General features: G+C 39.9%; 18 protein-coding genes and 1 tRNA gene. 5 read left to right on the forward strand and 14 right to left on the reverse strand.

The features are described from left to right. Positions 1 to 3: 3 nt before the first annotated feature. The 3 genes from M0R79_RS06595 to M0R79_RS06605 all read right to left on the reverse strand — a co-directional run bounded on the left by M0R79_RS06595 (position 4) and on the right by M0R79_RS06605 (position 3,445). Complete coding sequence (locus M0R79_RS06595) at positions 4 to 921, reverse strand: phosphate/phosphite/phosphonate ABC transporter substrate-binding protein (protein ID WP_248415928.1); 918 nt, start codon at positions 919 to 921, stop codon at positions 4 to 6. 328 nt (positions 922 to 1,249) lie between these two features. Beyond that, positions 1,250 to 1,978, reverse strand: coding sequence for an amino acid ABC transporter ATP-binding protein (locus M0R79_RS06600; RefSeq protein ID WP_310795406.1), 729 nt, complete (start codon positions 1,976 to 1,978; stop codon positions 1,250 to 1,252). Continuing rightward, complete coding sequence (locus M0R79_RS06605) at positions 1,979 to 3,445, reverse strand: ABC transporter substrate-binding protein/permease (protein WP_248415927.1); 1,467 nt, start codon at positions 3,443 to 3,445, stop codon at positions 1,979 to 1,981. A 304-nt stretch (positions 3,446 to 3,749) separates the two neighbouring features. Between M0R79_RS06605 and M0R79_RS06610 the strand changes: the two genes are divergently transcribed. Further along, positions 3,750 to 5,285 carry a ClC family H(+)/Cl(-) exchange transporter gene (locus M0R79_RS06610; RefSeq protein ID WP_248415926.1) on the forward strand — a complete coding sequence of 512 codons (1,536 nt, stop codon included), beginning with the start codon at positions 3,750 to 3,752 and terminating at the stop codon, positions 5,283 to 5,285. A gap of 37 nt (positions 5,286 to 5,322) precedes the next feature. Here M0R79_RS06610 and M0R79_RS06615 read toward each other — a convergent pair whose 3' ends face one another. Next, a complete protein-coding gene (locus M0R79_RS06615) occupies positions 5,323 to 8,148 on the reverse strand; it encodes an ABC transporter permease (RefSeq protein ID WP_248415925.1) in 2,826 nt (941 codons plus the stop codon). An 11-nt stretch (positions 8,149 to 8,159) separates the two neighbouring features. After that, positions 8,160 to 8,861 carry an ABC transporter ATP-binding protein gene (locus M0R79_RS06620; RefSeq protein WP_248415924.1) on the reverse strand — a complete coding sequence of 234 codons (702 nt, stop codon included), beginning with the start codon at positions 8,859 to 8,861 and terminating at the stop codon, positions 8,160 to 8,162. A gap of 168 nt (positions 8,862 to 9,029) precedes the next feature. Here M0R79_RS06620 and M0R79_RS06625 point away from each other — a divergent pair, with 168 nt between their 5' ends. The 4 genes from M0R79_RS06625 to M0R79_RS06640 all read left to right on the forward strand — a co-directional run bounded on the left by M0R79_RS06625 (position 9,030) and on the right by M0R79_RS06640 (position 13,214). Continuing rightward, entirely contained in the window at positions 9,030 to 9,623 is a 594-nt protein-coding gene (locus tag M0R79_RS06625) for a TetR/AcrR family transcriptional regulator (protein WP_248415923.1), read from the forward strand. Between the two features lie 123 nt (positions 9,624 to 9,746). Continuing rightward, positions 9,747 to 9,829, forward strand: a tRNA-Leu gene (locus M0R79_RS06630). 1,250 nt (positions 9,830 to 11,079) lie between these two features. Continuing rightward, positions 11,080 to 12,465, forward strand: a complete 1,386-nt coding sequence (locus tag M0R79_RS06635; RefSeq protein ID WP_248415922.1) for an L-cystine transporter — start codon at positions 11,080 to 11,082, stop codon at positions 12,463 to 12,465. Between the two features lie 227 nt (positions 12,466 to 12,692). Next, a complete protein-coding gene (locus tag M0R79_RS06640; RefSeq protein WP_248415921.1) occupies positions 12,693 to 13,214 on the forward strand; it encodes a hypothetical protein in 522 nt (173 codons plus the stop codon). Between the two features lie 221 nt (positions 13,215 to 13,435). Here the strand turns inward: M0R79_RS06640 and M0R79_RS06645 are convergent, their stop codons facing one another. The 9 genes from M0R79_RS06645 to M0R79_RS06685 all read right to left on the reverse strand — a co-directional run bounded on the left by M0R79_RS06645 (position 13,436) and on the right by M0R79_RS06685 (position 24,154). Beyond that, positions 13,436 to 15,601 (reverse strand): Tex family protein, encoded by a 2,166-nt coding sequence (locus M0R79_RS06645; RefSeq protein WP_248415920.1) that lies wholly within the window; start codon positions 15,599 to 15,601, stop codon positions 13,436 to 13,438. A 287-nt stretch (positions 15,602 to 15,888) separates the two neighbouring features. Further along, on the reverse strand, positions 15,889 to 16,152 hold the full coding sequence (locus tag M0R79_RS06650) for a barstar family protein (protein WP_248415919.1): 264 nt from the start codon (positions 16,150 to 16,152) through the stop codon (positions 15,889 to 15,891). Positions 16,153 to 16,161: 9 nt separating this feature from the next. Beyond that, a complete protein-coding gene (locus M0R79_RS06655) occupies positions 16,162 to 16,611 on the reverse strand; it encodes a ribonuclease domain-containing protein (RefSeq protein ID WP_248415918.1) in 450 nt (149 codons plus the stop codon). Between the two features lie 103 nt (positions 16,612 to 16,714). Next, the gene (locus tag M0R79_RS06660; protein WP_248415917.1) at positions 16,715 to 17,986 is read right to left on the reverse strand and encodes an ABC transporter substrate-binding protein; all 1,272 of its coding nucleotides are present in this window, start codon (positions 17,984 to 17,986) and stop codon (positions 16,715 to 16,717) included. A 34-nt stretch (positions 17,987 to 18,020) separates the two neighbouring features. Then, positions 18,021 to 18,848, reverse strand: coding sequence for a carbohydrate ABC transporter permease (locus tag M0R79_RS06665; protein ID WP_248415916.1), 828 nt, complete (start codon positions 18,846 to 18,848; stop codon positions 18,021 to 18,023). A 1-nt stretch (position 18,849) separates the two neighbouring features. Beyond that, on the reverse strand, positions 18,850 to 19,749 hold the full coding sequence (locus tag M0R79_RS06670; protein ID WP_248415915.1) for a carbohydrate ABC transporter permease: 900 nt from the start codon (positions 19,747 to 19,749) through the stop codon (positions 18,850 to 18,852). Further along, positions 19,733 to 20,779 carry an ABC transporter ATP-binding protein gene (locus M0R79_RS06675; RefSeq protein WP_248415914.1) on the reverse strand — a complete coding sequence of 349 codons (1,047 nt, stop codon included), beginning with the start codon at positions 20,777 to 20,779 and terminating at the stop codon, positions 19,733 to 19,735. The genes M0R79_RS06670 and M0R79_RS06675 overlap by 17 nt, the downstream gene beginning before the upstream one ends. Positions 20,780 to 21,221: 442 nt before the next feature. After that, entirely contained in the window at positions 21,222 to 22,817 is a 1,596-nt protein-coding gene (locus tag M0R79_RS06680) for a bifunctional metallophosphatase/5'-nucleotidase (RefSeq protein WP_248415913.1), read from the reverse strand. Continuing rightward, the gene (locus tag M0R79_RS06685) at positions 22,814 to 24,154 is read right to left on the reverse strand and encodes an MBL fold metallo-hydrolase (protein WP_248415912.1); all 1,341 of its coding nucleotides are present in this window, start codon (positions 24,152 to 24,154) and stop codon (positions 22,814 to 22,816) included. The genes M0R79_RS06680 and M0R79_RS06685 overlap by 4 nt, the downstream gene beginning before the upstream one ends. Positions 24,155 to 24,208 lie beyond the last annotated feature (54 nt).

Below are 24,208 nucleotides of genomic sequence, written 5' to 3' on the forward strand. Positions count from 1 at the left end.
TCTTTATTCAGCAGCGATCTTGGTATATTCAACCACTGTGTCATAAACCGACTCATCAGCTTCAACATAACCTAAGTGATTCCATAAGGCCATAATATCTTTACCTTCATCAGACTGATTCATCTCCAAGAAAGTTTGTTTTACTTTCTCTTTCAAATCAGCATCCATCTTTGGTTGAACTGCAATCGCATCATTAGGGATTTCCCCTTCAGATAAATATAATACTTTTAAATCTTCTGGAAGTTTATTATCTGGGAAAGCCTTAGAGAAAACATAGCGCGTACCTTGGAAAGAAAAGCCGGCATCTTGTTGACCATTTAAAATCGCCGTAATCATTGATGGAATATCGTTCACCACGGTTAAGTTAGCTTCACTGACTAAATCAATTCCTTGGTTTTTTAATTCAGCAATCGGATAGATATAACCGGAAGCAGAGCTAGGATTTAAGGTCGCAATGTTCTTGCCCACTAAATCTTTGACATCTTTCAGATCACTGTCTGCCTTGACTAAAATCTCAGCTCGGAATGATCCGGTCGTTTCACCCTCTAAGGGTTCACCAGTTTCGTCATCAAATGCTCCCAAAACAGAGGTCAATAATGCTTCAGCTGCTCCCATCTCGCGTGCTTGCGTATAAGCAGCTGGTGGCATAATACCGATATCCACTTGACCAGAAGCCATCGCTTGAACAATAGTTGAATAATCAGTGGCTAAGGTGACATTCACTTCCCGTCCTAATTTCTCACTTAAATATTTAGCGAAAGGTTCTGCCTTAGCCTGCATCGATCCATCATTATTAGTTGGTACAAATTGAACTTCAAGAGCTTTCTCTTCAGCTTCAGCCTTGAAATTTAAACCAGTAGCAACGAATACAATAGCAATCAGCACCAGAGAAACGATCGATAAGAAAGATTTTTTACCCATGAATTATTCCCCTTTTTTTAATTGATACCTTTATTATAAGTAGGAATTATTAATTTTAAGTAAATCTTTTGTAAATCTTTGGCAAAGGCTAAAAATAATTTAAGTTTCAATACTTTTTTAAACAAAGCAAGCTTCATTTAATCAATATAAATAACCGAACGGTTATCAATGATCAGAATCTTTAAGTTTGGACTTTAATTTTTTCAGTGGATTTTGCTAAGCAATTTCCAGGAAAAGGTTGTTCCTTACTTGATGGGTTGATTCATATATTGAGTAACCATTCGGTTCATTTGTTAAATTAAGTATTAAGTTTTGACTATTCTTTGACTTATAAGACTTTATCAAGGAACTCTTTGGTTCGTTCTTCTTTAGGTTGATTAAATAATTGATCAGGAGTGTTTACTTCAACCACATAACCTTCTTCCATAAAGACCACCCGGTCAGCAACTTCACGGGCGAAGCCCATTTCATGTGTTACCACAATCATGGTCATCCCTTCATTAGCTAGATTCTGCATGACAGCGAGAACATCGCCGACCATCTCCGGGTCGAGGGCGGAAGTTGGTTCGTCAAACAGCATAATGTCTGGTTTCATCGCCAAGGCTCGAGCAATGGCCACCCGTTGCTTCTGACCTCCTGAGAGCGAACGCGGATAAGCATCAACCTTATCAGAGAGGTCAACTGTTTCTAATAATTCTCGCGCATAATCTTCGGCCTCTTTCTCAGACATCTTACCTAATTCTACCGGAGCTAGGCTAATGTTGTCCAAGATCGATAAATGAGGGAAAAGATTAAAGTGTTGGAAGACCATACCAATATGCTCGCGGACTTTATTAATATCTACATCGGCAGAAGTAATATCTTCTCCCTTAATCAAGACTGATCCCCCTTGGATGTCTTCCAGACGGTTCAGACAACGAAGTAGGGTTGATTTGCCCGATCCCGATGGGCCGATAATACAGACCACTTCACCCTCTTCAACTTCTAAATCAATTGACTTTAAGACTTCATGCTCACCAAATGATTTCTTTAATTGTTTTACTTCTACTATCGACATTTAAACCATCAACTCTCTTTCTAGACGGTTGGAAATCTTCGTAAGAATCGTAATCAGAATGACATAGATCAAACCAACAATTAACCAAATTGATCCTGATTGGTAAGTACGGGCAATGATAATTCGTCCGGTCTGGGTGAGTTCGACCAGGCCAATAATGGATAGAATCGAGGTATCTTTTAGAGTAATGACAAATTGGTTAATAAAAGACGGCACCATCACTTTTAAAGCCTGAGGTAAGATAATTTTCCTCATGGTTGTCTTCTTACTTAGACCTAGTGAACGCCCTGCTTCCATCTGACCGACCGGGATGGCTTGAATCCCACCACGAACAATTTCAGCAATATAGGCTGCTGCGTTTAAGCCCAGCGTTAAGATGCCTGCGACTGGGGTGGCGAATTTGATGCCAGTCATCTGAGGGATCCCGAAGTAGATAAAGAAAGCCAGTACTAGCAGTGGCAAGCCCCGCATCAAATCAATATAGACTAAAGCAATGGTTGACAGGACTGTATTTTCTGAATTTCGCATCATCCCTAATAGAATTCCTAATACAAAGGCAAAGAATAAAGAAGCAAAGGTAATCAGAATTGTCTTATATAAACCTCTCATCAAGGCAGGTAAATTTCCCTTTAATTGACCGAAGAAGGAATTATCCACCGTTTCATCGGCTTCGGCACCAATATATCTATCGAGGATTTCGTCATATTTACCGGAATCCTTAATCGATTTCAAACCAGCATTAAACATTTCTAGCAGTTCCTTATTTTCGCCTTTACTCACTGCGAAGCCAAAAGGCATCTTTTCGATTTCTTCACCAATTAGGCGTAAATCAATGGTTCCTGTATTGACCGCATAGGCCATGACCGGGTAGTCTTCAATCACGGCATGACTATTTCCAGAAATTACATCTTGATACATATTGACCGAATCTTCAAATTTGGTCACTTTGTAACCATATTGATCTTTCAAGCGCTCGGCAATATCGGCCCCTTGTGAACCAATTTTGGTCGCAACCTGCTTGCCTTTCAAATCTTCAAGTTTTTGAATATCGCTTTTGGCATCAACGGCAAACATGGAACCTGCTTCAAAGTAAGGATCAGAAAAGTCAAAGGATTGTTTTCTTTCATCAGTGATTCCCATGCCATCAATCATACCGTCAGCCTGTTTAGATTCCAAAGCTTGCAGCCCTGATGAAAAAGGCATAATCTTGTACTCTATCTCAAAACCTTGATCTTCAGCAATAGCTTCCAGAATCTCAATATCAATTCCAATTAATTCACCATTTTCATCAGTAAATTCAAATGGACTATAATCTGTAGAGGTAATCACACTGTACGTCTTTTTCTCTTGGGCAAGTGCTTGACTAGCGGGCAATATCAGACTTAAACCAAAAATGAATAAGATCCAACAAGACAAGACCGACCCGATTTTTTTACTTTTTTTGTGTTTTTTACTTTTAGTATTCACATAAATCCACCTCTTGTTAAAAATTTTAAAGAATAAAATTAAAAAAAGCAAAAGATATACACTATAATATGAAATATATATGAGTTTCTGTGGATTTTTTCTTATTTTAATCTAATCTTAATCAAGCGAAAGCAAAAAAAGACGCCTGCAAAACAGACGTCCTATGTTAGAAGCGCTAACACAAGATTAATTCTATCACTTGCCTAGTCAGGTCGCAAGATTTATGACTATGAGTGAAATCAATTTTCCCACGCGCTATCAACTTATGCTAAAATGGAAATGTATGTTCTAAAGGAGGAATTCGATGCAATCCGGTCCCACAAATACCTTAGAGTCACAACCCTCGCTACCAATCCTGATGGTTTTAGGGGCCATCATTGGACTCGTCGCTGGCTTAACTTCGATTGCTTATCGCTTTGTGATTAGTCAATTTGAAAGCTATCGACATATTTTATATAGTCAGACAAGTTTATTCTATCTTATCTTGTATGGACTGGCTATCTTATTGATTGCCTATATTCTACGACGTTTATTACAATGGGCTCCTTTTTCGAATGGATCTGGTATCCCGCAAATTAAAGCAGAAATTATGAATCATATTGATCAAGCGGCTTGGCCAACTATCATAAGTAAATTTTTCGGTGGATCATTAAACAGTCTGATTGGTTTTAGCCTAGGAAGAGAAGGCCCCTCAATTCAAATTGGAGGTATGGCTGGCAAATGGTTGAGTCAAGTCTTCAAAGTACCTAGCCTTTCCCGTAAATTTCTAATCACAGCTGGTGCCTCGGCTGGATTATCTGCGGCTTTCAATGCACCTCTGGCTGGCGTTCTGTTCACCTTAGAGGAAATGTATGGCACCCTATCAGCAGCCATTATCGTGCCCAGCATGGTAGCCAGTCTGGTAGCCAACTTCGTTTCCTTTAAATTAATGGGTCTGGAATACTCTTTCTCATTCGCCATTAATCAGAACCTGCCCTTGGATTGGTGGTATTTATTAATTATACTCGGCTTAGCTTCGGGAATTGTAGGTGTTGCCTTCAATACTTTATTGGAACAAGGCCGCCAACTGTTAGCCAAGAGTAAGTTGAAGCCTTACACTATTATCATCTTGACCAGTTTCATCGTCTTGGCACTAGGTTACACCTTGCCAGAAGTGCTTGGTGGTGGCCATCACTGGATCGAAGAAATGTCCACTCGACACTTCAGTCTCGCCTTTCTAGCCCTAATTCTTACCGTAAAAATGATCTTAACCATTCTTTGTTATAATTCAGGTGTCCAAGGGGGCATCTTTCTCCCTGTCTTAGTCTTGGGCGCAACGCTGGGAAATATTATTGCTCAAAGCAGTCTAACGCCCCAAGATCAAGACACCTATTTGATTAATTTCATGATTCTGGCCATGGCCGGTGTGCTGACTTCGGTAGTTCGAGCACCCCTGATGTCAATTCTCTTAATTACCGAAATGACTGGCTCTTTAAATCATTTCATTAATATTGCCATCGTCGCTTTCATCGCCATGGTGACCGCTGATTTATTAAATTCTCAACCAGTCTATCATACCTTATACAGCAATCTACTCCGACGAATCGAACGTGATCAATTACAAATCCATGATCATCAACAAATAATTATCTCGCCGATTCAAATCAGTCACTCTGATCGCCAGGCCTCATTATTGATCAAGGATCTAACCCTGGATTGTCCCTTCCAAATTGTCATAGTCATTCGCGAAGAACAAAGCTTTATCCCAAACGGATCCGATGTGCTTCTACCCGGTGATTTAATTTACGTCGCTTTCGCCAAATCCGATGCCGAAAAAGTTATTTCCTATTTCCAAAGTTAAAAGAGACCGGATGCCTGAATCGGTCTCTTTGTTTTATTTATTCAACAGATTTTAATGCTTCGAGCATATCTACTCGTCTTAAGCGCCGATTAACCATAAATCCTAGAACTGTGAAAATAATCACTACAATTGCCAATGGTAACAGGTAGGCCATCGATCCAACAATCGGGTTGAACATAACATCCTCTGGGGCCACAGTCGTAATAATGTAACGATGAAGTAGATTTCCCAGTAGATAGCCTAGTAGAATCCCCACTAAAGATTGAATAATTGTTTCACGATAGATATACATTGTCACTTCTTTATTATGGAATCCAAGAACTTTGATCGTTGACAATTCACGTAATCGTTCCGAAACATTGATATTGGTCAAATTATAAAGGATAACAATCGTAAGGAAAATTGCCACCACGATCAATACTTCCATAATCATATTGAGTGAATCTACTACAGTAGCTATCTGATTTATATGAGATATGTTTTGAATAACACCTTCAACACCCTTTAAATTCATAAATTGGGTTGCTATTTCTTCCACATTTTCTTTAGACTTATCTTTTAGCTGAATAAGCTGACCATTGGTTTCATAGTCTTGTGCGAAAGATTTTTCATAATATTCTGAATTCATAAAGACAAAATGAGCAATATACATTTCTGTAACATCAGCAACTTTAATCGTATGATTTTTCCCTTGTGAATCTTCAATTTCAAAAGAGTCACCAGGTTCTAGATCCAATAATTTAGCCAGTTTTTCAGAAATTATTGCCCCGTCAGAGCTCAACTTTAAGGCTTCTCGATTCTCCCGATGATTCAAGTTCAAATATTGGTTGAAAGCAAGCGATTTTTCTGGAACGATCAAATTGATTTCTTGTTCATCCGCTTTCTTTCCAGCAACTTTTGAAAGTTTATCGAAATGGATAGCCAAATGATGAGCAATGTCATCTTGATCTAATTTTTCCGATAATTTATGGTTTTCTTCATCAGTCAAGTAATCTTTTTGAGCGACAATCATGTCGTATTGGATTATTTCTTGGAATTGTCGATTACTAATCCCTGAGATAGAGTGTTGGACCGCTAGACCAGCAAAAAGCAAGGCCACACCCCCACTAACACCAAAGATTGTCATAAACATCCGTTTCTTATAACGAAAGATATTTCTTGCGGTAACCTTCTTGGTAAAGGAAAGCCGTTTCCAGATAAAAGGGATGCGTTCTAATAAGATTTTTTCCCCCTGAACGGGTGGTTTTGGTAATAACAATTGGGCTGGACTTTCTTTTAATTCTTGTCTAACGACTTTTAGTGCTGGTATGACCGCACTGATAAGTGCGAGGATTATGGCAATCAAGGTAACATCCCAATAGAAGTGAAGTTCTAAAGGTTGAATCTTATATGCATCTTTATATGCTGAATATACAATGATTGGTAATAAGGTATGTCCTAGGGCAATCCCTATTGTTGCTCCCAATAGACTCGCAACTAATCCATATACAACAAACTTCTTACTTACATCACGATCCGTATAGCCTATGGCTTTTAATATTCCAGCATTCATTCTTTCTTCATCGACGAACCTTGTCATCGTATTAAAAGTAACTAAAGCAGCCACAAAATAAAGAAAAATCGGAAAAATATTGGCCAAATCTTCAACTATTTCCTCGATATTCGTGTAAATTTTATAACCTTTGGCTCCGGGCGTTTCGCGTCGAGTTAAAATCGAATATTTAGATTCAGTCAAATTTGTTATAAACTCTTCCGCTTTGACAATATCTTTTTCAGCTGTTTTAATCGTTTCTTCGGCATCAGCTTTCTTTTCTTCAAATTTGTGGTGTTTGTCCTCATATTTTTTGGCATTATCTTGCCATTCAGCTTCTGCCAAATCATAACTAGCTTTTTTCTCATCATAAACAGCTTGCAAGGCTTCTGGATTGGCCTCTGCTTGGGCTTTTAATTGATTTAAAGTTGCTTTACTCTCGTCTAGTTGACGACGTCCTTGGTCTAATTGATCTTTTGCATCTTCTAATTCGATTTCCTTATTTTTAATTTTTTGACGACTATCAGCAATATCTTGTTGTCCTTCTGAAATCGCTTCTTGAGTATCGTCCCTTAATTCTTGATAACGTTCTGCAGAACGATGGTCAAATTGGTCCTCAAGCTCTTCTTTATGCTTATGTAGACGCTTGATATATGTCTGACTATAGGGATTCACTCCAACTAAGTTATCAAAGCTTAAACGAGCATTCATATAAACCGGAGAATCGAAAGTTATCGGTGCAACGACACCATAAGCCTTTAATTCACCTGAACCTGATTGAGAAGGACCCAAACTTACAGTCGACAAAATCTCCGTTGAATCAACGAAACCAACCACCTTAAATTTATGATTCTCCAAATTATAATGGTCAAGACTGTTAGGTAATTCTTTCACATCAATCCAAGAGTCCAAAGGATATTGATCCATCATATCTGAATAGAGCGCAATTTCATTCTTTTTGCTCGGCAGAATGCCCTCTACCAATCGATATTGGGAAAGACTTGGAGTTTTAGAAAAAATTCGTAAAGACTGATTGGTTCTTTTAATAACGACATCTTGTTGATAACCAAATTCGACTTGATTAATCCCAGCCACTTGCTGAATCAAATCTTTATCATCTTGGTTCAACCCATATTGACTCATTACAATGATATCGGCTAATTGATGTTGATCAAAATAATCTTGACCGGTTCGACGCATGTCAGGACCGGTAACTTTTAAACCCACTAAGGCGAAAGATCCTAAAGCTATTAAACAAATAATTGAAAAAAATCGTCCTTTAGAATGTCTAAAAGCCTTGCGGATATCCTTCCATAAGGTACTTTTCTTCATGATTCTCCCTCCTACCATTCAAGTTCTTCAATTAGTTTGGGCTGATCATTCAAAGAAATTTCAGACACACTAGCGTCATGCATATGGATGACTCGGTCTGCAATCGGCGCTATGGCACTATTGTGGGTAACAATCACAACCGTAGCTCCCTGTTTACGACTCATATCTTGAAGTATTTGTAATACTTGTTTCCCCGTATTATAATCCAAAGCACCTGTTGGCTCATCACACAAGAGAATCTTTGGTTTTTTGGCCACTGCTCGTGCAATTGATACACGTTGTTGCTCCCCACCAGAAAGTTGGGCAGGAAAATTATTAATTCGGTGCTCAAGGCCTACCTTTTTTAAGACTTCCACAGGGTCCTCAGCATCTTTTACGATTTCAGTAGCGAGCTCAACATTTTCTTTAGCAGTCAAATTAGCTACCAAGTTATAAAATTGAAATACAAATCCTACATCATTTCGCCGATATTCTGTTAATTGATGAGAACTATAATCAGAAATATCCTGATTATCAATAATGACTTGCCCCTTAGTATTACTGTCCATGCCACCAAGAATATTTAATACCGTTGATTTACCTGCACCAGAAGCGCCGAGAATCACAACCAGTTCGCCTTTTTCAATTTCAAAATTGACATCTCGGTTAGCCGTTATTTCAGTATCTCCTGTTTGATAAGTTTTATAACTATGTTTCATTTCTATATAACTCATATCTTCACTCCTTATGAATATTTACCCTAGATTCGGTAGAATTAAATAAAACACGCCTCAAATAAAATGAACAGCGTGTTGATTATTTAATGGTCATATTATAAAATGACCTCAGATAGGAATCAATAAGCAATAATCAACAAGTTGTTGATTTAGGAAGGATAAAACATGAGTCAACGACAAACAAAAACTAAAGAAAAAATCAAACAAGTCTTAATCAAACTCGTTAAAGAAAAGGGCTTAGCCAATGTTACCGTTAGCGACATCGCCCGCGAAGCTCAAATAAATCGCGGAACTTTCTATCTACACTACATTGACAAATTTGATTTAATTGAAAAACTAGAAACAGAAGCGATTAACGATTTATCTGCGATATTATTGGCCGAACCTGAAAAAGAAGCCCTTACTTCCCCCATCGAACTTTTCCCATATAGTCTAATCCTACAGACCATGTACTATATCAAAGATAACTATGCTTTTATTGCTACCATGACGCAACAAGGACACAACCAAGAATTTATGGAACAGTTCAAAAATATCTTGAAACAATTAATCCAACAAAAATTAGATCGCCACCATATCCAACTGGCTAATGTTTCAGGTCTTTCCGTGGAATATGCTGATGAAATCCTTTCCAGCAGTATCTTGGCCATCGTTACGCTTTGGGTTAGACGGGAGCTTAAAGAAACACCAGAAGAAATTGCCGAAATGATTGTCCAGACTAAACATTATGGACCTTATCAAATTATTCAAAAATATTAAACTGTACCCAATTCTTAGCTCTTGAAACAAAACAAACAAATTACCAAATTATAAAGAATGACATTTGGATTGAAGTATTTGACAGATAGGCTAATAATAGCGTATAATAAATTCTATCGTCATGCGGACATGGCGGAATGGCAGACGCGCTATCTTGAGGGGGTAGTGAGTGAATACTCGTGTGGGTTCAAATCCCATTGTCCGCATTATCAATTTTTGTTGTTTTTTTAAAGAAGTATAAACGTTGGTAATATAATGTTTTAAATGTAAAATGATATTGTTTGATATTAACTAAAATCAAATTTTACAAACAATTTTACATACAACTTTTATAAATTAATATGTCCTCAACAAAATTCAACAAAATATTATTTTTTAAGAGCCTGTAATTGGCTCTTTTTATTTTTAAATGAGATAAAAAATGTAACAGACACAAAATAAGAATCCTGTCACTCGCAAGAAGATGGAAATCCACGCAGCTTACAATCTCTTACGATTTGTCAATTAGAGATTGTCTAATGGATTTAGTTCGGAAAAGCAAGGCTTTGAAAAACGACCAACCCAGATATCTCTTTTTATTCTTCAAAAAAACATATAATCTTTAGTTCGAGTAATCTAAAAAGTTATTTTTTCTTAAGTCGGAAGCATGGGCATACGAGAACCCTAGGATCAGCATACTTTACCCACATCAATCCCTTGAAGCCTCCGGCTTTTAGGGATTGAGTCGAAAAGTAAGTCTGGAGCTTATGAAAATAAGCGGAAGACAGTGCCCAATTTTTTCTATTATTGATAGATACTAATCTCTCATAAATTTAGTAAAACAGAAAATTTTAAAGAGATTAAATGAGTTTTGATAATTTCATTAACAAAATACGAATCCTGACACTCGCAAGAAGATGGAAATCCACGCAGCTTACAATCTCTTACGACTTGTCGATTAGAGATTGTCTAGTGGATTTAGTTCGGAAAAGCAAGGCTTTGAAGAACGACCACGCCCAACACTCTCTTATTTTATTATTCAAAAAATATAAATTTTAGTTCGAGTAATTTATTAAGTTATTTTTTCTTAAGTCGGAAGCATGGGCATACGAGAACCCTAGGATTAGCATACTTTACCCACATCAATCCCTTGAAGCCTCTGGCTTTTAGGGATTGAGTCGAAAAGTAAGTCTGAAGCTTATGAAAATAAGCGGAAGACGGTGCCCAAGAGTTCGAGTAAGCCCATGCCATAGACTTAAACAAGAAAAAATTGTCTAATCCCATTAATTAGTCTTTCTAAAATTATAATCTTTCTCATTTTAATCACATTATTTGTTTGATTATCAGTTAAATATCATAGTTCCTTGAATGGATACTTATGCCTTTACAAGCTTATTCTCTTTTGTTAGAATTCGTACTATAAATTCTGAGAGTTTACAGATGTAATCTCTACTATTTTATTTAGGAGGATGGTTTGATGGCAATTATTTTATTTTTATTCGTTTTTCTTACCTTATTGTTTTTACTTTTCCGCATGAGTCGGACTCACGTAGCCTATGCCAAACGGGTCTTCACCGGCTTGGGCTTAGGGATTGTCCTGGGGGCAATCATTCAGTGGCTATACGGCGTTGAGAGTGATACCACCAATCAAATAATGGATTGGATTTCGATCGTCGGCTCCACCTATATCAAATTGTTACAAATGTTAGTCGTGCCTTTAATCTTTGTTTCCTTGGTTAAAGCCTTTACCCAAATGGAAGGCCATAGCCACCTAGGGAAAATCTCAGCCCATATTCTTACCGTTTTAATTGGGACTGTTTCTGTTGCAGCGACATTGGGAATTGCCTCAGTATTGCTATTTGGACTTAATGGCGCTGAATTCAGCCAAGGTGCTCAAGAATTGGCTCGCATTGAAAGCCTGCAAGAACGCAGTGCCATGGTTGCCGACCTCAGCCTACCTCAACAGATTATTGAATTCGTGCCAAGTAATATCTTCGAAGATTTAGCAGGTAGCCGACCAACCAGTACCATCGCGGTCGTTATCTTCTCAGCCTTAGTAGGAATTGCCTATCTAGGTGTCGCCCGAAAATATCCAGAAGATGCACGAACTTTCAAGGGTATTATTGATGCCCTACACCGCATTGTCATGCGCTTAGTATCACTTGTTTTACGCATGGCTCCTTACGGAATTCTGTCTCTGATGACCATGATGGTCGCTACTTCCAGCTTACAAGCCTTGTTGAACATGGGAACCGTCTTATTGGCTTCATATTTTGCTTTTGCCATTATGTTTATCATTCATGGACTCATCTTGGCAGTCAATGGTCTGTCACCGATGACTTACTTTAAGAAAGCTTGGAATGTCTTGAGCTTTGCCATTACCTCTCGCTCTAGTGCAGCGGCTCTGCCTTTGAATATTGCGACTCAAGAAGAGGCCTTTGGGGTCGACTCTACGACGGCGAATTTCTCAGCCACTCTGGGAATGTCCATTGGCCAAAATGGCTGTGCCGGAATTTATCCTGCCATGTTAGTAGCTATTATTGCTCCAACCGTTGGTCTTGATTTATCTAATCCGATGACCTGGTTAACCATTGTCGCAACTGTAGCGATTTCTTCATTTGGTGTCGCTGGTGTTGGTGGGGGAGCTACTTTCGCTGCCTTGATTGTCTTTGGAACCTTGGGCTTACCGATTGAAATTATTGGTCTAATGGTTTCTATCGAACCGGTGATTGATATGGGGCGGACAGCATTAAATGTTTCTGATTCTATCGTGGCAGGTCTAGTCACTTCTAAACGACTACACTCGATGAATACACAAGAATTTAATGATCCCGAACAACAATTAACAACTGAAATTGGTTAATTAATAGACTTATTGTTTAAAAAGCTATTCTAAACCTGCTTGAAAGTAATTTCTTGCGCTTTGGGATAGCTTTTATCTTGCTCAATTATTGATCCATTTCTACTTGGCTTAAATTTATTTTCGGCTATAATTAAATTATAATGATAATCTCTTAAGTCCGTTCGTCAATTTTGCTGTTTTTTGCTTCAACGATTCAGAAAGAATAATGAAATTAGAGGAGGATCTGTATGCTTAAGAAGTGTCAACCCTATCTGTTGTTTAGCTTAGCTATCTTTTTTATCTTTAACCTATTTTCCCCTCACGTTGTAGCCAAAGACTTAAGTTTTGAAGATTTTATCGGAACTTATACGCTAGAGGATAGTTTTATTAAGGAGCTTTCTGTCGAAGAAGACCAGGTCATACTTTATCTAGACGATATCGAGCAAGCTATTGGCAAAGATGACCCGCTAGAAGAAGTTTACCTGCAGATTAAGAATTTTGTGGCCAACGAACCTAGACAGGACTTAGCTGATCCCACTGAAAGTAATCAAGACTCGCGCTTAATCGCCAAAGCTTCTTATCAAGAAAATAAAGATACCGATCATGAAGTGAGTCACCAATTAGTCTTTGAAGATTTGATTCAATCGGCAATGGTTCAAGATAACCGCTTAGAATTAGCTTTAAATGATAAGTATCTCTTCCAACTTTCTAAGGACAAAGATGGTAACTTAGTTGATGACCAGCACCAAGTCACTTTCAACAAGCAATAACTTTATAGAGACACATGGAGCAATCACTTATCCAATAGAATTTAAATATTTAAACAAAAATAGACCGAATATTTACCTGCATCGGCAGAAATAAATCTGACGAATAGTAAATATCCGGTTTTTTTTATGATATATTGATTGACTGAACCCGAGAACTTATGTCTGGTTTCTATACCTTGCCTACACAGACAAAATTTAGCTTCAATCTTATCTAAACTTTATCAACCGCGTTTCAGACCGATACGCTGACTTTGTGGATCCAATGAGATCACTTCAACTTCAACAATATCGCCGACGGCGACCACTTCTGCAGGATGCTCGATAAACTTATCTGATAATTTGGAAATATGAATTAAGCCGTCTTGCTTGACGCCAATATCGACAAACGCTCCAAAATCAACCACATTGCGGACCACCCCTTGCAAGGTCATACCGACTGATAAATCTTCAAAACTTAAGACATCCTCGCGTAAGATCGGGGTAGCTTGACCATCACGAATATCCGCCGTTGGATGCATCAAGCCAGCCAAGATATCCTCGAGGGTTTCTTTACCAGTAGCCAAACCTTGACTCAATTCAGTAAGATTAAGCTGGCCGAGGGCCTGTGTGGCTTGTTCACTGCCCAGGTCAGCCAGATCAATACCGGCTAGGGCTAAGATTTTCCGGGCCAAGGGATAGGATTCAGGATGAATCGAGGTCTGATCTAAGGGATTGTCTCCACCTAAAACCCGGATGAAACCAATCGCTTGCTCAAAAGTCTTGGGACCGAGTCGTTTTACTGCTTTAATCTGGTCTCGCGACTGATAGCTACCGATACTATTGCGATAATCCACAATATTCTTGGCGGTCGTTGAACTCAAGCCTGAAACATGCTGTAGGAGTTGAACCGATGCCGTATTGATATCGACGCCAACTTGGTTTACCGTCATGTTGACCACGAAATCGAGTTGTTCGTTTAAGGCTTTTTGGGATACATCGTGTTGATATTGACCCACTCCCATTGATTTAGGGTCGATCTTAATTAATTCTGCCAAGGGATCTTGCAAACGACGGGCGATTGATACCGCTGATCGTTCTTCCACTTGGAAATCAGGAAATTCTTGGCGAGCAACCTCACTGGCCGAATAGACTGAAGCCCCCGCTTCACTCACCACAATAAAGCGAGCGGCTAGTTGATGTTCTTGGATGACTTGGGCCACGAACTGTTCAGATTCTCGACTGGCTGTTCCATTGCCAATCGCAATCACTTCAATTTGATATTCTTCGATAAGTTCAGCTAGTTTGTCAGCTGCGGCTTGTCTTTGAGCTTGGCTGGCCGGTTTATGCGGATAAATGACTGCTTTGGCTAAGACGTAACCTGTTTCATTAATCATCGCCAATTTACATCCCGTTCGATAAGCTGGGTCAAAGCCCATAATCCGTTTGCCCTTTAGGGGAGCTTGGAGTAACAAATGACGCAAGTTATAACCAAAAACTTCAATCGCTTGTTGGTCAGCTTCTTCTGTCATTTGGTTGCGGATCTCACGCTCTATCGCTGGTTGAATGAAACGCTTGTAGGCATCTTCGATGGCTACCAAGACACGGTCCTTCTTCGGCTTGGCCAAAGAATCAGCCACAAAGCGTTTAACCATATAATGAATCGCTGGTTCAGCATCCGCCTCCACCTTGACCGAGATGACGCCTTCTTTTTCAGCACGATTCATCGCCAATGTCCGATGGGCCTGAAGTTGGCTCAGCTTTTCCGTGAAATCATAGTACATTTCATAGACCTTTTGCGGGTCTGATTCTGCGTCTTTCAATTGACTTTGGACCACCGCATTATAATGATAATACTTGCGAATAAAATCGCGGAAATCAGCCCGATCAGACACAGCCTCAGCGATGATTTCATGGGCTCCCGCTAAGGCGGCTTGAACGTCTTCTATCTCTTCGGAAAGAAATTGCTCAGCCTTCTGCTCAATATTGCCAGTCTCTTCTGGGGCTTGTAACCAATCTGCTAATGGTTCTAGTCCCTGTTCCTTGGCAATCATGGCTTTGGTTCTCCGCTTTTGCTTATAAGGTCGGTAGAGATCTTCAACTTGTTGCAAAGTGTCAGCTTGTTGGATCGCTATTTGTAATTCTGGGGTGAGCTTGTCTTGCTCAGCAATCAAACGTTCAACATCCGCCTTTCGCTCAGCTAGGGCTAAGATTTGCTGTTGCTGTTGTTGGATTTCATATATTTGAACCTCATCTAAGGATCCCGTCCTTTCCTTACGGTAACGGGCAATAAAAGGGATCGTATTCCCCTCCGCTAACAATTCTAGCGTTGCTTGGATCTGCCGAGCTTTAATTTGGGTCGCCTGACCTATCTGTTGAATTAAATCGGCTTGAGTCATAATCTCTGACATAGAACAATTCCTCGCTTTCTATAACGAGCTAATTATAGCATAGGTTGATGGGACCAACAAAACCTGGGCTTTATACTTAGGCAATATAAAGTCATATAGCTTTCTTAATATAAAAAGCTGGGCTCCCTAATGAAACCCAGTTTTATAAAGATTGACTTCTACCGTTTTATACTTTTATATTGCACTTATATCCAACGTTTTTCCAAGTCAGTCCATTTTGTTTTGTTTTTTCCAAAGTGTCATCAGCTTAACATAGTGATAAATCACGCTATTTGCTAGCTGACTGCTTACCAATACATCACAACTTCGTAGCTGTCTTCAAAGTTCAAATCGCCAAAGAGATCTAACAAATCACGACCATAATCACCTAGATTATCCAAACAGTAGCGCGCATTAATAAAGGTAATCTGCAAATCGGGCAAATCTAAGAGGACATCCCATAAAGCATCTAAATTATGTCCCGTATAATCAGGCAACTGTAACATCTCAATCAAATATTCATAGGTCGCTTCTCGACTGGTCATCATTTGCCCATCAATAATATAGTCCATAGTTTCCTCCTAATATAATTGTTCAAAGGTCTGATAATGATCGGGGGTGTAATAAATCAACCCATCATTGGAATAAATCAAGCGTTCAGGCCCGCGATGGTCGGTATAACCTGATTGAAGGTCAGCCTCGTAATACTGTCGGCCTTGTGCTTTGGGAAGTTTGCCTTCACGATTACCGAAACGATTGCCACCTACCACAAATTCTTTGTCTTGAGGAGTCCAGCCACGGTTCTCCGCTTCCTGTTTACTAATATAATTGTCAGGTAAACGCTGGTACTGATGAATATAAGCGGCCACTTCTTCTTTACTATAATAATAGCCATCCTCTTGAATGTGGCTGGCTTGTTCGGTCACTCCTTGCGAAACTTCTTGAACCGGTGAATTCGTATTGGTAAAGAACCAGACCAAACCCGCTAGACAGATTAACAATAGACTGGTTAGTGTTTTTTTGCTTTCCATAGTTAATTCCTTTCATTTTTTATTATCATAACAGAAAGTCTGCATTAAAAATACCTTGCCGGTTAAAGCAAGGTAAATTATTTGTTGCTGGCAGAATCTTTCATTAAAGTCCTAAGTGGCCTTTGACTAAATCTTCAATGCTTTGCAAGCTTTCTTTCACATCAGCATCATTTAAGACAATATCTTCGATGACTGTATTCAATTCATTAAAGACCTCACCAGAACCTACATATGGAACTTGTGATTGTCCGTATTCTAATTCTTTGGTTGCTGCTTCAACATAAGGGTTTTCTTCCAAATATTTCTTCCAAATTTCAGAATCTGTACCCGATTTGGTAATTGGTAAATAGCCTGATTTGGTGGCCCAAGTAGCTGTATTATCGGCCTCTAAAAGATAAGCCATAAAAGCCACAGCACCAGCTTTCTCTTCATCAGTGGCTGATTCGAAGATCCCTAAATCATTCCCGGCAAATAAAGTTAAAGCTTCACCCTCACCGTAAACTGGGATTTCAGCCGTTTCTAAGGTCATTCCGGATTCCTCAACCCCTGGTAATACATAAGGGATTCCGGCAGAAGAACCGATATAAAGAACAGACTCACCTTGAGAGAATGGACCAGACATATAACCATCTTCACCAGCGGTCCGAGCATAGCCTTGATCAATTAAATCTTTTAAGAATTGCATAGGTTCCACGGCTTTATCTGAAGCGATATCGGTTGAAGATAAGTCTTCAGCGATCCAAGTAGCCCCATTTTGACGGGCCATGGTTTCTAGTTCCATGGAGAAGCCATTCTCTAAGCCCATGGCTGGTTTATCTACGCCAGCTTCTTTCAAGGCATCACCTAAAGCTTTGACTTCATCCCAGGTCTTAGGAACTTCAACGCCCGCTTTATCCAATAAGTCCTTATTGACGAACATCAAGCGAACTGATTTAGAGAATGGAATCGCATAAATTTGGTCATCCATCTTGACTCCGGTCATAAATCCTTCGTAAATATCATCCATTAAGGCTTGGCTAAAGCCATTTTCATCGGTAAGTAATTCATCGAGTGGAGTCAGAATTCCTTCACCAGCGTAATCGGTGATATTTGAAGGGGTTAATTGAGACATGGTTGGTAATTCATTGGATACCACAGCACCAAGAACTTTTTGATTTAAGGTATCATATTCACCTTGGTTTTGTTCGACCACTTCATATTGATCTTGAGACTCATTGAATTGTTTGACTAATTCAGTGATGGCTTCTTGATGCGGACCATTCATTGCATGCCAGAAAGTCACTTTCACTTTTTCTTGAGCGGATACAGACGTTAAGCTAAATAAGCTCGCCACCGCTAGGACAAAAACAGCTAGTAGATTGATAATTTTTTTCATGGAAAATTTTCCCTCCTGAGATTTTTCTGAAACTTTAACCTTTAATACCAGCGCGCGAAATTCCTTGGACAATATACTTCTGCAACAACAAATAGATGACTACCATGGGCACAATGACCAGGGTTGAAGCAGCCATTAACAATTCGAAGTTAGTGCCTGCTTCCGTGGTAAAGGCTTGCAGTCCCACGGGTAAAGTCCGTAAAGATTTATCATTCGTGACAATCAAGGGCCACATGAATGAATTCCAAGAACCAATCACTTTTAGAATCATTACCGCCATCAAGGTTGACTTAGACAAGGGCACCATGACTTCCCAGAGGAAGCGCCAGTCCGATGACCCATCAACTTTGGCTGCATAATAAAGAGCATCTGGGATCGATTCGAAGGATTGTTTCAGGGTGAAGACCGAGAATACTGAGGCTAGCCAAGGGATAATTAGCGCCCCATAAGTATTAATCAAATTCAATTTCGATAAAGTGACGAAATTAGGGATGGTCATTAACTCACCAGGAACCATCATCGTTGACAATAAGAGAATAAACAAGACATTCTTGCCCCAAAATTTCATCTTGGCAAAGGCAAAAGCCGCTAAAATACTGGTAAATAATTCGCCCACAGTGGTGATTGTAGTCACAAAGAGCGAATTCAAGAAATAACGGGCAAAAGGAGCCGTCTTTAATGCTTTGGCATAATTAGAGAATAGCCAAGACTTGGGCAACCAAGTTGGTGGGATTTGAGCCACTTCACCCGGAGATTTCAAGGAAGTTGCTAACATCCAATAAAAAGGGATCACCATCAAAATTCCACCCAAGGTCAGCAAGACATAGCGTAAAATTGTACTCAGCTGTTGTCTGCGATGCATGCTACTCCCCTCCCCGCTTAGCAAAATAACGATTACCATAGTATTGGATTAAAGTAATCGCTAGGACGATGGCAAATAATACAATTCCCGAAGCGGCAGCTACCCCGTATTTATTCTGGACATAGAATTTTTGGAAAAGATAATAAACTAAGGTAGTCGCAGAACCCGCTGGACCCGGCCGACCCGAGAATAAAGCGAAGACTTCATCAAAAACCTTGAATCCATTAATCACGCCCATGACGGATAGTAGGAATAACATTGGCCGTAACAAGGGCAGCGTAATGGTCCAGAAACGTTGCCAAGGCCCAGCTCCGTCAACTTTAGCCGCTTTGTAATAGCTGTCATCAATATTAGACAGGCCGACCAATAATAAGAGGATATTAAAGCCCAAGCCTTTCCAAATTGCCATCAAAATAACGGCAATCATGGCATAGTCAGGAGAATTGAGCCAATTGATCGCTGGTAGCCCCAGACTAGTCAAGACATAATTTATTAAACCAAAGCGTGAGTGATACAACCAAGACCAAACCACAGAAATAGCCACGGTCGAAGTGACAAAGGGAATGAAATAAAGTGAACGAAAGAAACTCTGTAATCTTTTGATACTATAGAGCAAATTGGCAATCAAAAGCGAAATCACTAACGAAGCAGGAACAACACCTAGAACATAGAGCGCCGAATTCTTCAAAGCCTGGTAGAATTTCCGATCTTTCAATAGAATCTGATAATTCTTAAAGCCATAAGCGCTGAATTCACCAGTGAAGATTTTAAAATTCTCTTGCAGACTCATCTCAGCCGATTTAAAAATTGGATAAATCGTAAAGATGCCGACTAAAATTAACATCGGTAGAATGTAGAGGCCAGCTCGCCATGTCGACTTCCAACTAGCTTTCTGGTTCATGGTTAGCCTCCTCAATCCGTCGGCCTTGTTTATCAAAACGCAAGAGATTCTGATCCGCTACCTTGAAGAATAGTTCTTGGCCCACTTCGACGGGCGTCGAGGATGTTTGAGACCATACGAAATCCTCACCAGGACCTTGTAAATAGATTGTCACATCTTTACCGACCTGCTCAATCCGACTTACCTGGCCTTTCAGTAAAGCTTCATCTGCAGAAGTCATGATTAAATGCTCAGGCCGTACCCCTAGATATTGCCAAGCATCCTTATCTAAGATTTTATGTTTTAATAAGTTAGGACTCTGAGGTTGGAAGATATTAATCACCGGCGACCCAATAAATTTTGCCACAAAAAGATTTTCCGGCTGGGCATACAAGCTGACGGGGTCAGACATTTGTTGGATTTCACCCTGATTAAGAATCATGACGTTATCTGCTATCGACAAGGCTTCTTCTTGATCATGGGTTACAAAGATGGTCGTGATCCCAGTTTCTTGTTGAATCCGCCGAATCTCACGGCGCATCTCAATTCTTAGCCGGGCATCTAAGTTGGACAAGGGTTCGTCCATCAATAAGACAGAGGGTTCTTTGACTAAGGCACGACTAATGGCCACCCGTTGCTGTTGACCCCCTGATAATTGACTAGGAAATTTATCTAATTGGTCAGCAATTTGTGTGAGTTCTGCCATTTTCATCGCGCGTTGGACTCGGTCAGCCTTAGGAACTTTAGCAATCTTTAAGGGATACATAATATTATCCAAAACGGTCATATGAGGATAAAGGGCATAATTCTGGAAGACTAGGCCAATATTCCGTTTAACCGGGTCTAAATCCGTCACATCCCGATCATCAAAGAAAATCCGACCCGAACTGACTTCTAATAAACCTGAAATCAAATAGAGCGTCGTCGACTTGCCACTCCCACTCGGACCCAAGAATGAGGTCAGTGCCCGGTCAGGAAGATTAAAAGAAATATGATTTAATACCGTTTTATCTCCAAAACGTAAAGAGACATCGTCAAAGCGGACTTGCACGTTCTCACCTCATCATAAGATAGTTACAACTTAAATATAGCAAATAATCAGCCATTGTAATGTAAAGATTATGTAAAGGTTGATGATGCCCTGGTATTAAGCCTTGCTATCATAAGCTTTTACCAACCATTATTAAATTAACTAATCATTATATAAGCAATGGGGAAAGAATAGTCAGAAAATAAAAAAGTCCTACCTAGCTAAAAGGCTCATCAAATTATGATTGAGATCTTAGCAAGTAGGACTGAAAAATATTGAATGAAAATTTGTCCAGTAACTGAGTACTCAGGATTATTAGACAAATGGTTTTCAAGAGGAACAGAAATCGGTTGAACGCCGTTTTTAAAAGCGAGGATCGCATAAAACAGAGTCGAGTAGTTTAAATATTTGAATTAGCCAAAAATCACTATCCCCCGAAACCATCTCACGCTATCGGCGAAAGTTACTCGTCCAGACTTAGAGGATCTTTGGCTAAGGAATAGTGTTCCACGAAATCCATATGACGATAATTGTGATTAATGGCTTGCCAATCACTGGCAGTGTAATTTTCCAAGGCTTGGTGGATTAATTTTGCAATATCTATCTCAGACAGGGATAAGACTTTGTCTTTACTAAACCAATGATAATTGCCGCCACCAACTGATCGGTATTGGGTCACAGCGACCGTATAAACTTGATCCATCACTAAGGCTTGGCCAGTAGCTTCATCGGTCATTTCTAGCACGCGTTGGCCGACTGGCTGTTTTAAATCGACTAAACAATGGAAACCTGAATAAAGGTCATAGTTGTAATGTTGAGGTTTTGGCTCTAATTTACGAGGGTTAACCCGCAACTCTCCTCGCGAATTAAAAGAGAAATATTTCAAATTAAATTCCATAATCTCTTTTAACTCTTGACCAGTCAAAGCCACCTTAGCTATCAAGTTATAGAAAGGATAGGATAGGAGCAACTTCTCATTGGTAATGGGACCGACAAAATCAGCGAAACTATCATTAACGATCGCAATGCCAGAAAATTGTGCCCCCGTCTCTTTTAACTGCAATTGATTTAAGAGTTCAGCATAGGGATGGCCGTACAAACGTGCAGCAAAGGCATCTTGAGTTGGCGATTGAATATCGGCGCTACCAATCACATGGTGAAGCCATTGACGTCCTTGCTGATAATCTGGATTCAAGACAGTCATCAGATTGCTATCATCTTCCTTAGCTTTGCTAATCGGAATGAGTTGAGCCGACTTATCAATTATTCGATGGTGATCAATGGTCAAATCAATTCGGCCGATAAATTCGCCACCAAATCCAGGCTGTACTACGGCAACTTGTCTGACGATCTCGGCAATCTCACGGTGTTGGTGACCCGTCAAGAGCACATCAATTCCCTGAATTTCTTCTAACATTCTGGCTCCTTGGTTTTCACCGGTTTGCGGTTCAATCGGTTGGAAATCAACCAAGTCCTTCTCAAATCCACCGTGATAAGCTAGAATCAGAACATCGACTTGGGGTCTAAGTTCAGTCACATATTTTTTAGCTGTTTCAAAGGCATCAGGGAAATCAAGACCTTGATAATTCTGAGCTAATTCCCAATGTTTAATATAGGAAGTTGTTAAGCCAATAATCCCGATCTTTTGGCCTTGAATTTCAATGATATCGTAGGGTTGACCATAAATAGGTTGACCCGAAATAGCGTCCACGGTATTGGCTGCCAGAATCTTCGCCTTTAATTGTTGCAAAATGTGATCACGATATTGATTACCAAAGTTAAACTCATGATTGCCAATCAATTGATAATCGTAATTCAAATAGTTCATGACCCGGGCAAACATATCCCCATTTTCTTCAATTTGAGCATAATAGGTGGCTAAGCCAGAACCCTGAATAAAATCACCTAAATCTATGGTTAAATAAGGATGATCACATTCAGCTTGTAATTTTTTTAAGCATACGGCTGTATCTTTGAGCGATAAATTATCGGCGTCTGGCCGTTCAATCCATTGTCCGTGGGTATCACTAGTAACAAAGAGGGTTAATTCCAAAGTCATGCCATTCCTTCCTTCTGTAGGTCAATCATCGACTTGATTTCTTCTATAGTATACCACTGATGCTTGACCGGCAAGCAAGTCGCTAGGCCATGTTGGTTTAAAGCCTGACCAAATTCCAACGGATTGAAGCTATGCCAAGGCAAGACTCCCTTGGCTTGAATCAGATACGCCAGGTTGAGTAAATCACGCTGTTCAGCATGACCAGAGACATCCGCTTGATAGAACGTCCAACCGCGTTCCACGATCCCGCGGACAAACGCCTCATAACCAGGCATAAATAAACCTAAAGGCTCGCCATTCGAATGTAAATAGCTACCTCGAGGCAATTGATCAATAATTTCCAGGAAATCTTGATCCACTTGGATAAGATAGGACCCTGGATCAGAATGAATAGCGTCTAAATTGGCTTGTTTGATAGATTTGACCGTTAAATCTGCCGGTAGGAAGGCCTTAATAAAATGATAGAAAGCTTCTTGAACTAGGACCTGCCGCCCACATTGCTGACAAAGTTCGACAAGCTGGATGAAACGCTCTACATTTTGCGGATAACCATTAAAGGTAAACAGCTGATCAGGTTGCTGAATCAATAAGTTTTCTATCTTCTGTAAGAGGCCTAACTCGCTAGGTGCTTGAAGCGGAGTCATTAATTCAGCCAAAGCCAAAGCGACGGGTGTTTGCCGATCGGCAAATTCAGAGAAAGAGGTCCCTTCCAGAAGAAGCAAATCAACCTGCTTCTGCCGAGCCTCTAAAGCCCAAGTCCAAACCCGCTCGGGGTGAAAACCGGTTAGACGCAAATCTCCTGAATGAATCAATTGTCCATCCGGACACTCAATAAAGATCACTGAAGCACCCAAAGTATCATGGTCACTCTGTCGATAACGGATTTTAAAGGGTCCAAATTCTAAGGGAACCTCTGCTTCCACCGGTCTTAACTCAAGCTGATAATCTGATAAAAAGCCATGATTGACTAACTGTTGATAAAGCGGCAGCGCCTCCACTGAAGCATAGATCGGCAGCTCTGAACTTACATGCTTCAGAGAACCTAGATGGTCAATGTGCAGATGACTGAGACAAATAATGGTCTCTTTTTGCCGGGATTGATAAGATTGAATTTGAGTCTTTCCCACTTGTTCTTGTGGATAGATTCCATCAACCTTGGGTAACAAGCCGATTTCGATTAATTCGGCGGTCTTAGATAAATCAAGTAAATCTTTAGCCTGAGCACCCACCTGAGCCCCAAAATCAGTAATCACACGATAATCCCCATGTTCAATAAGAATAATATTCCCGCCAATTGTATCTAAGCCAGCCAAAAATTGAATCCGTGTCGCAGTCATTCAGCCACTCCCTTTCCTTTACCCATTGTACGATAGGAGAAAGAAATTTAATAG

The sequence above is a fragment of the Ignavigranum ruoffiae genome (assembly GCF_023195815.2).
Taxonomy (GTDB): domain Bacteria; phylum Bacillota; class Bacilli; order Lactobacillales; family Aerococcaceae; genus Ignavigranum; species Ignavigranum ruoffiae.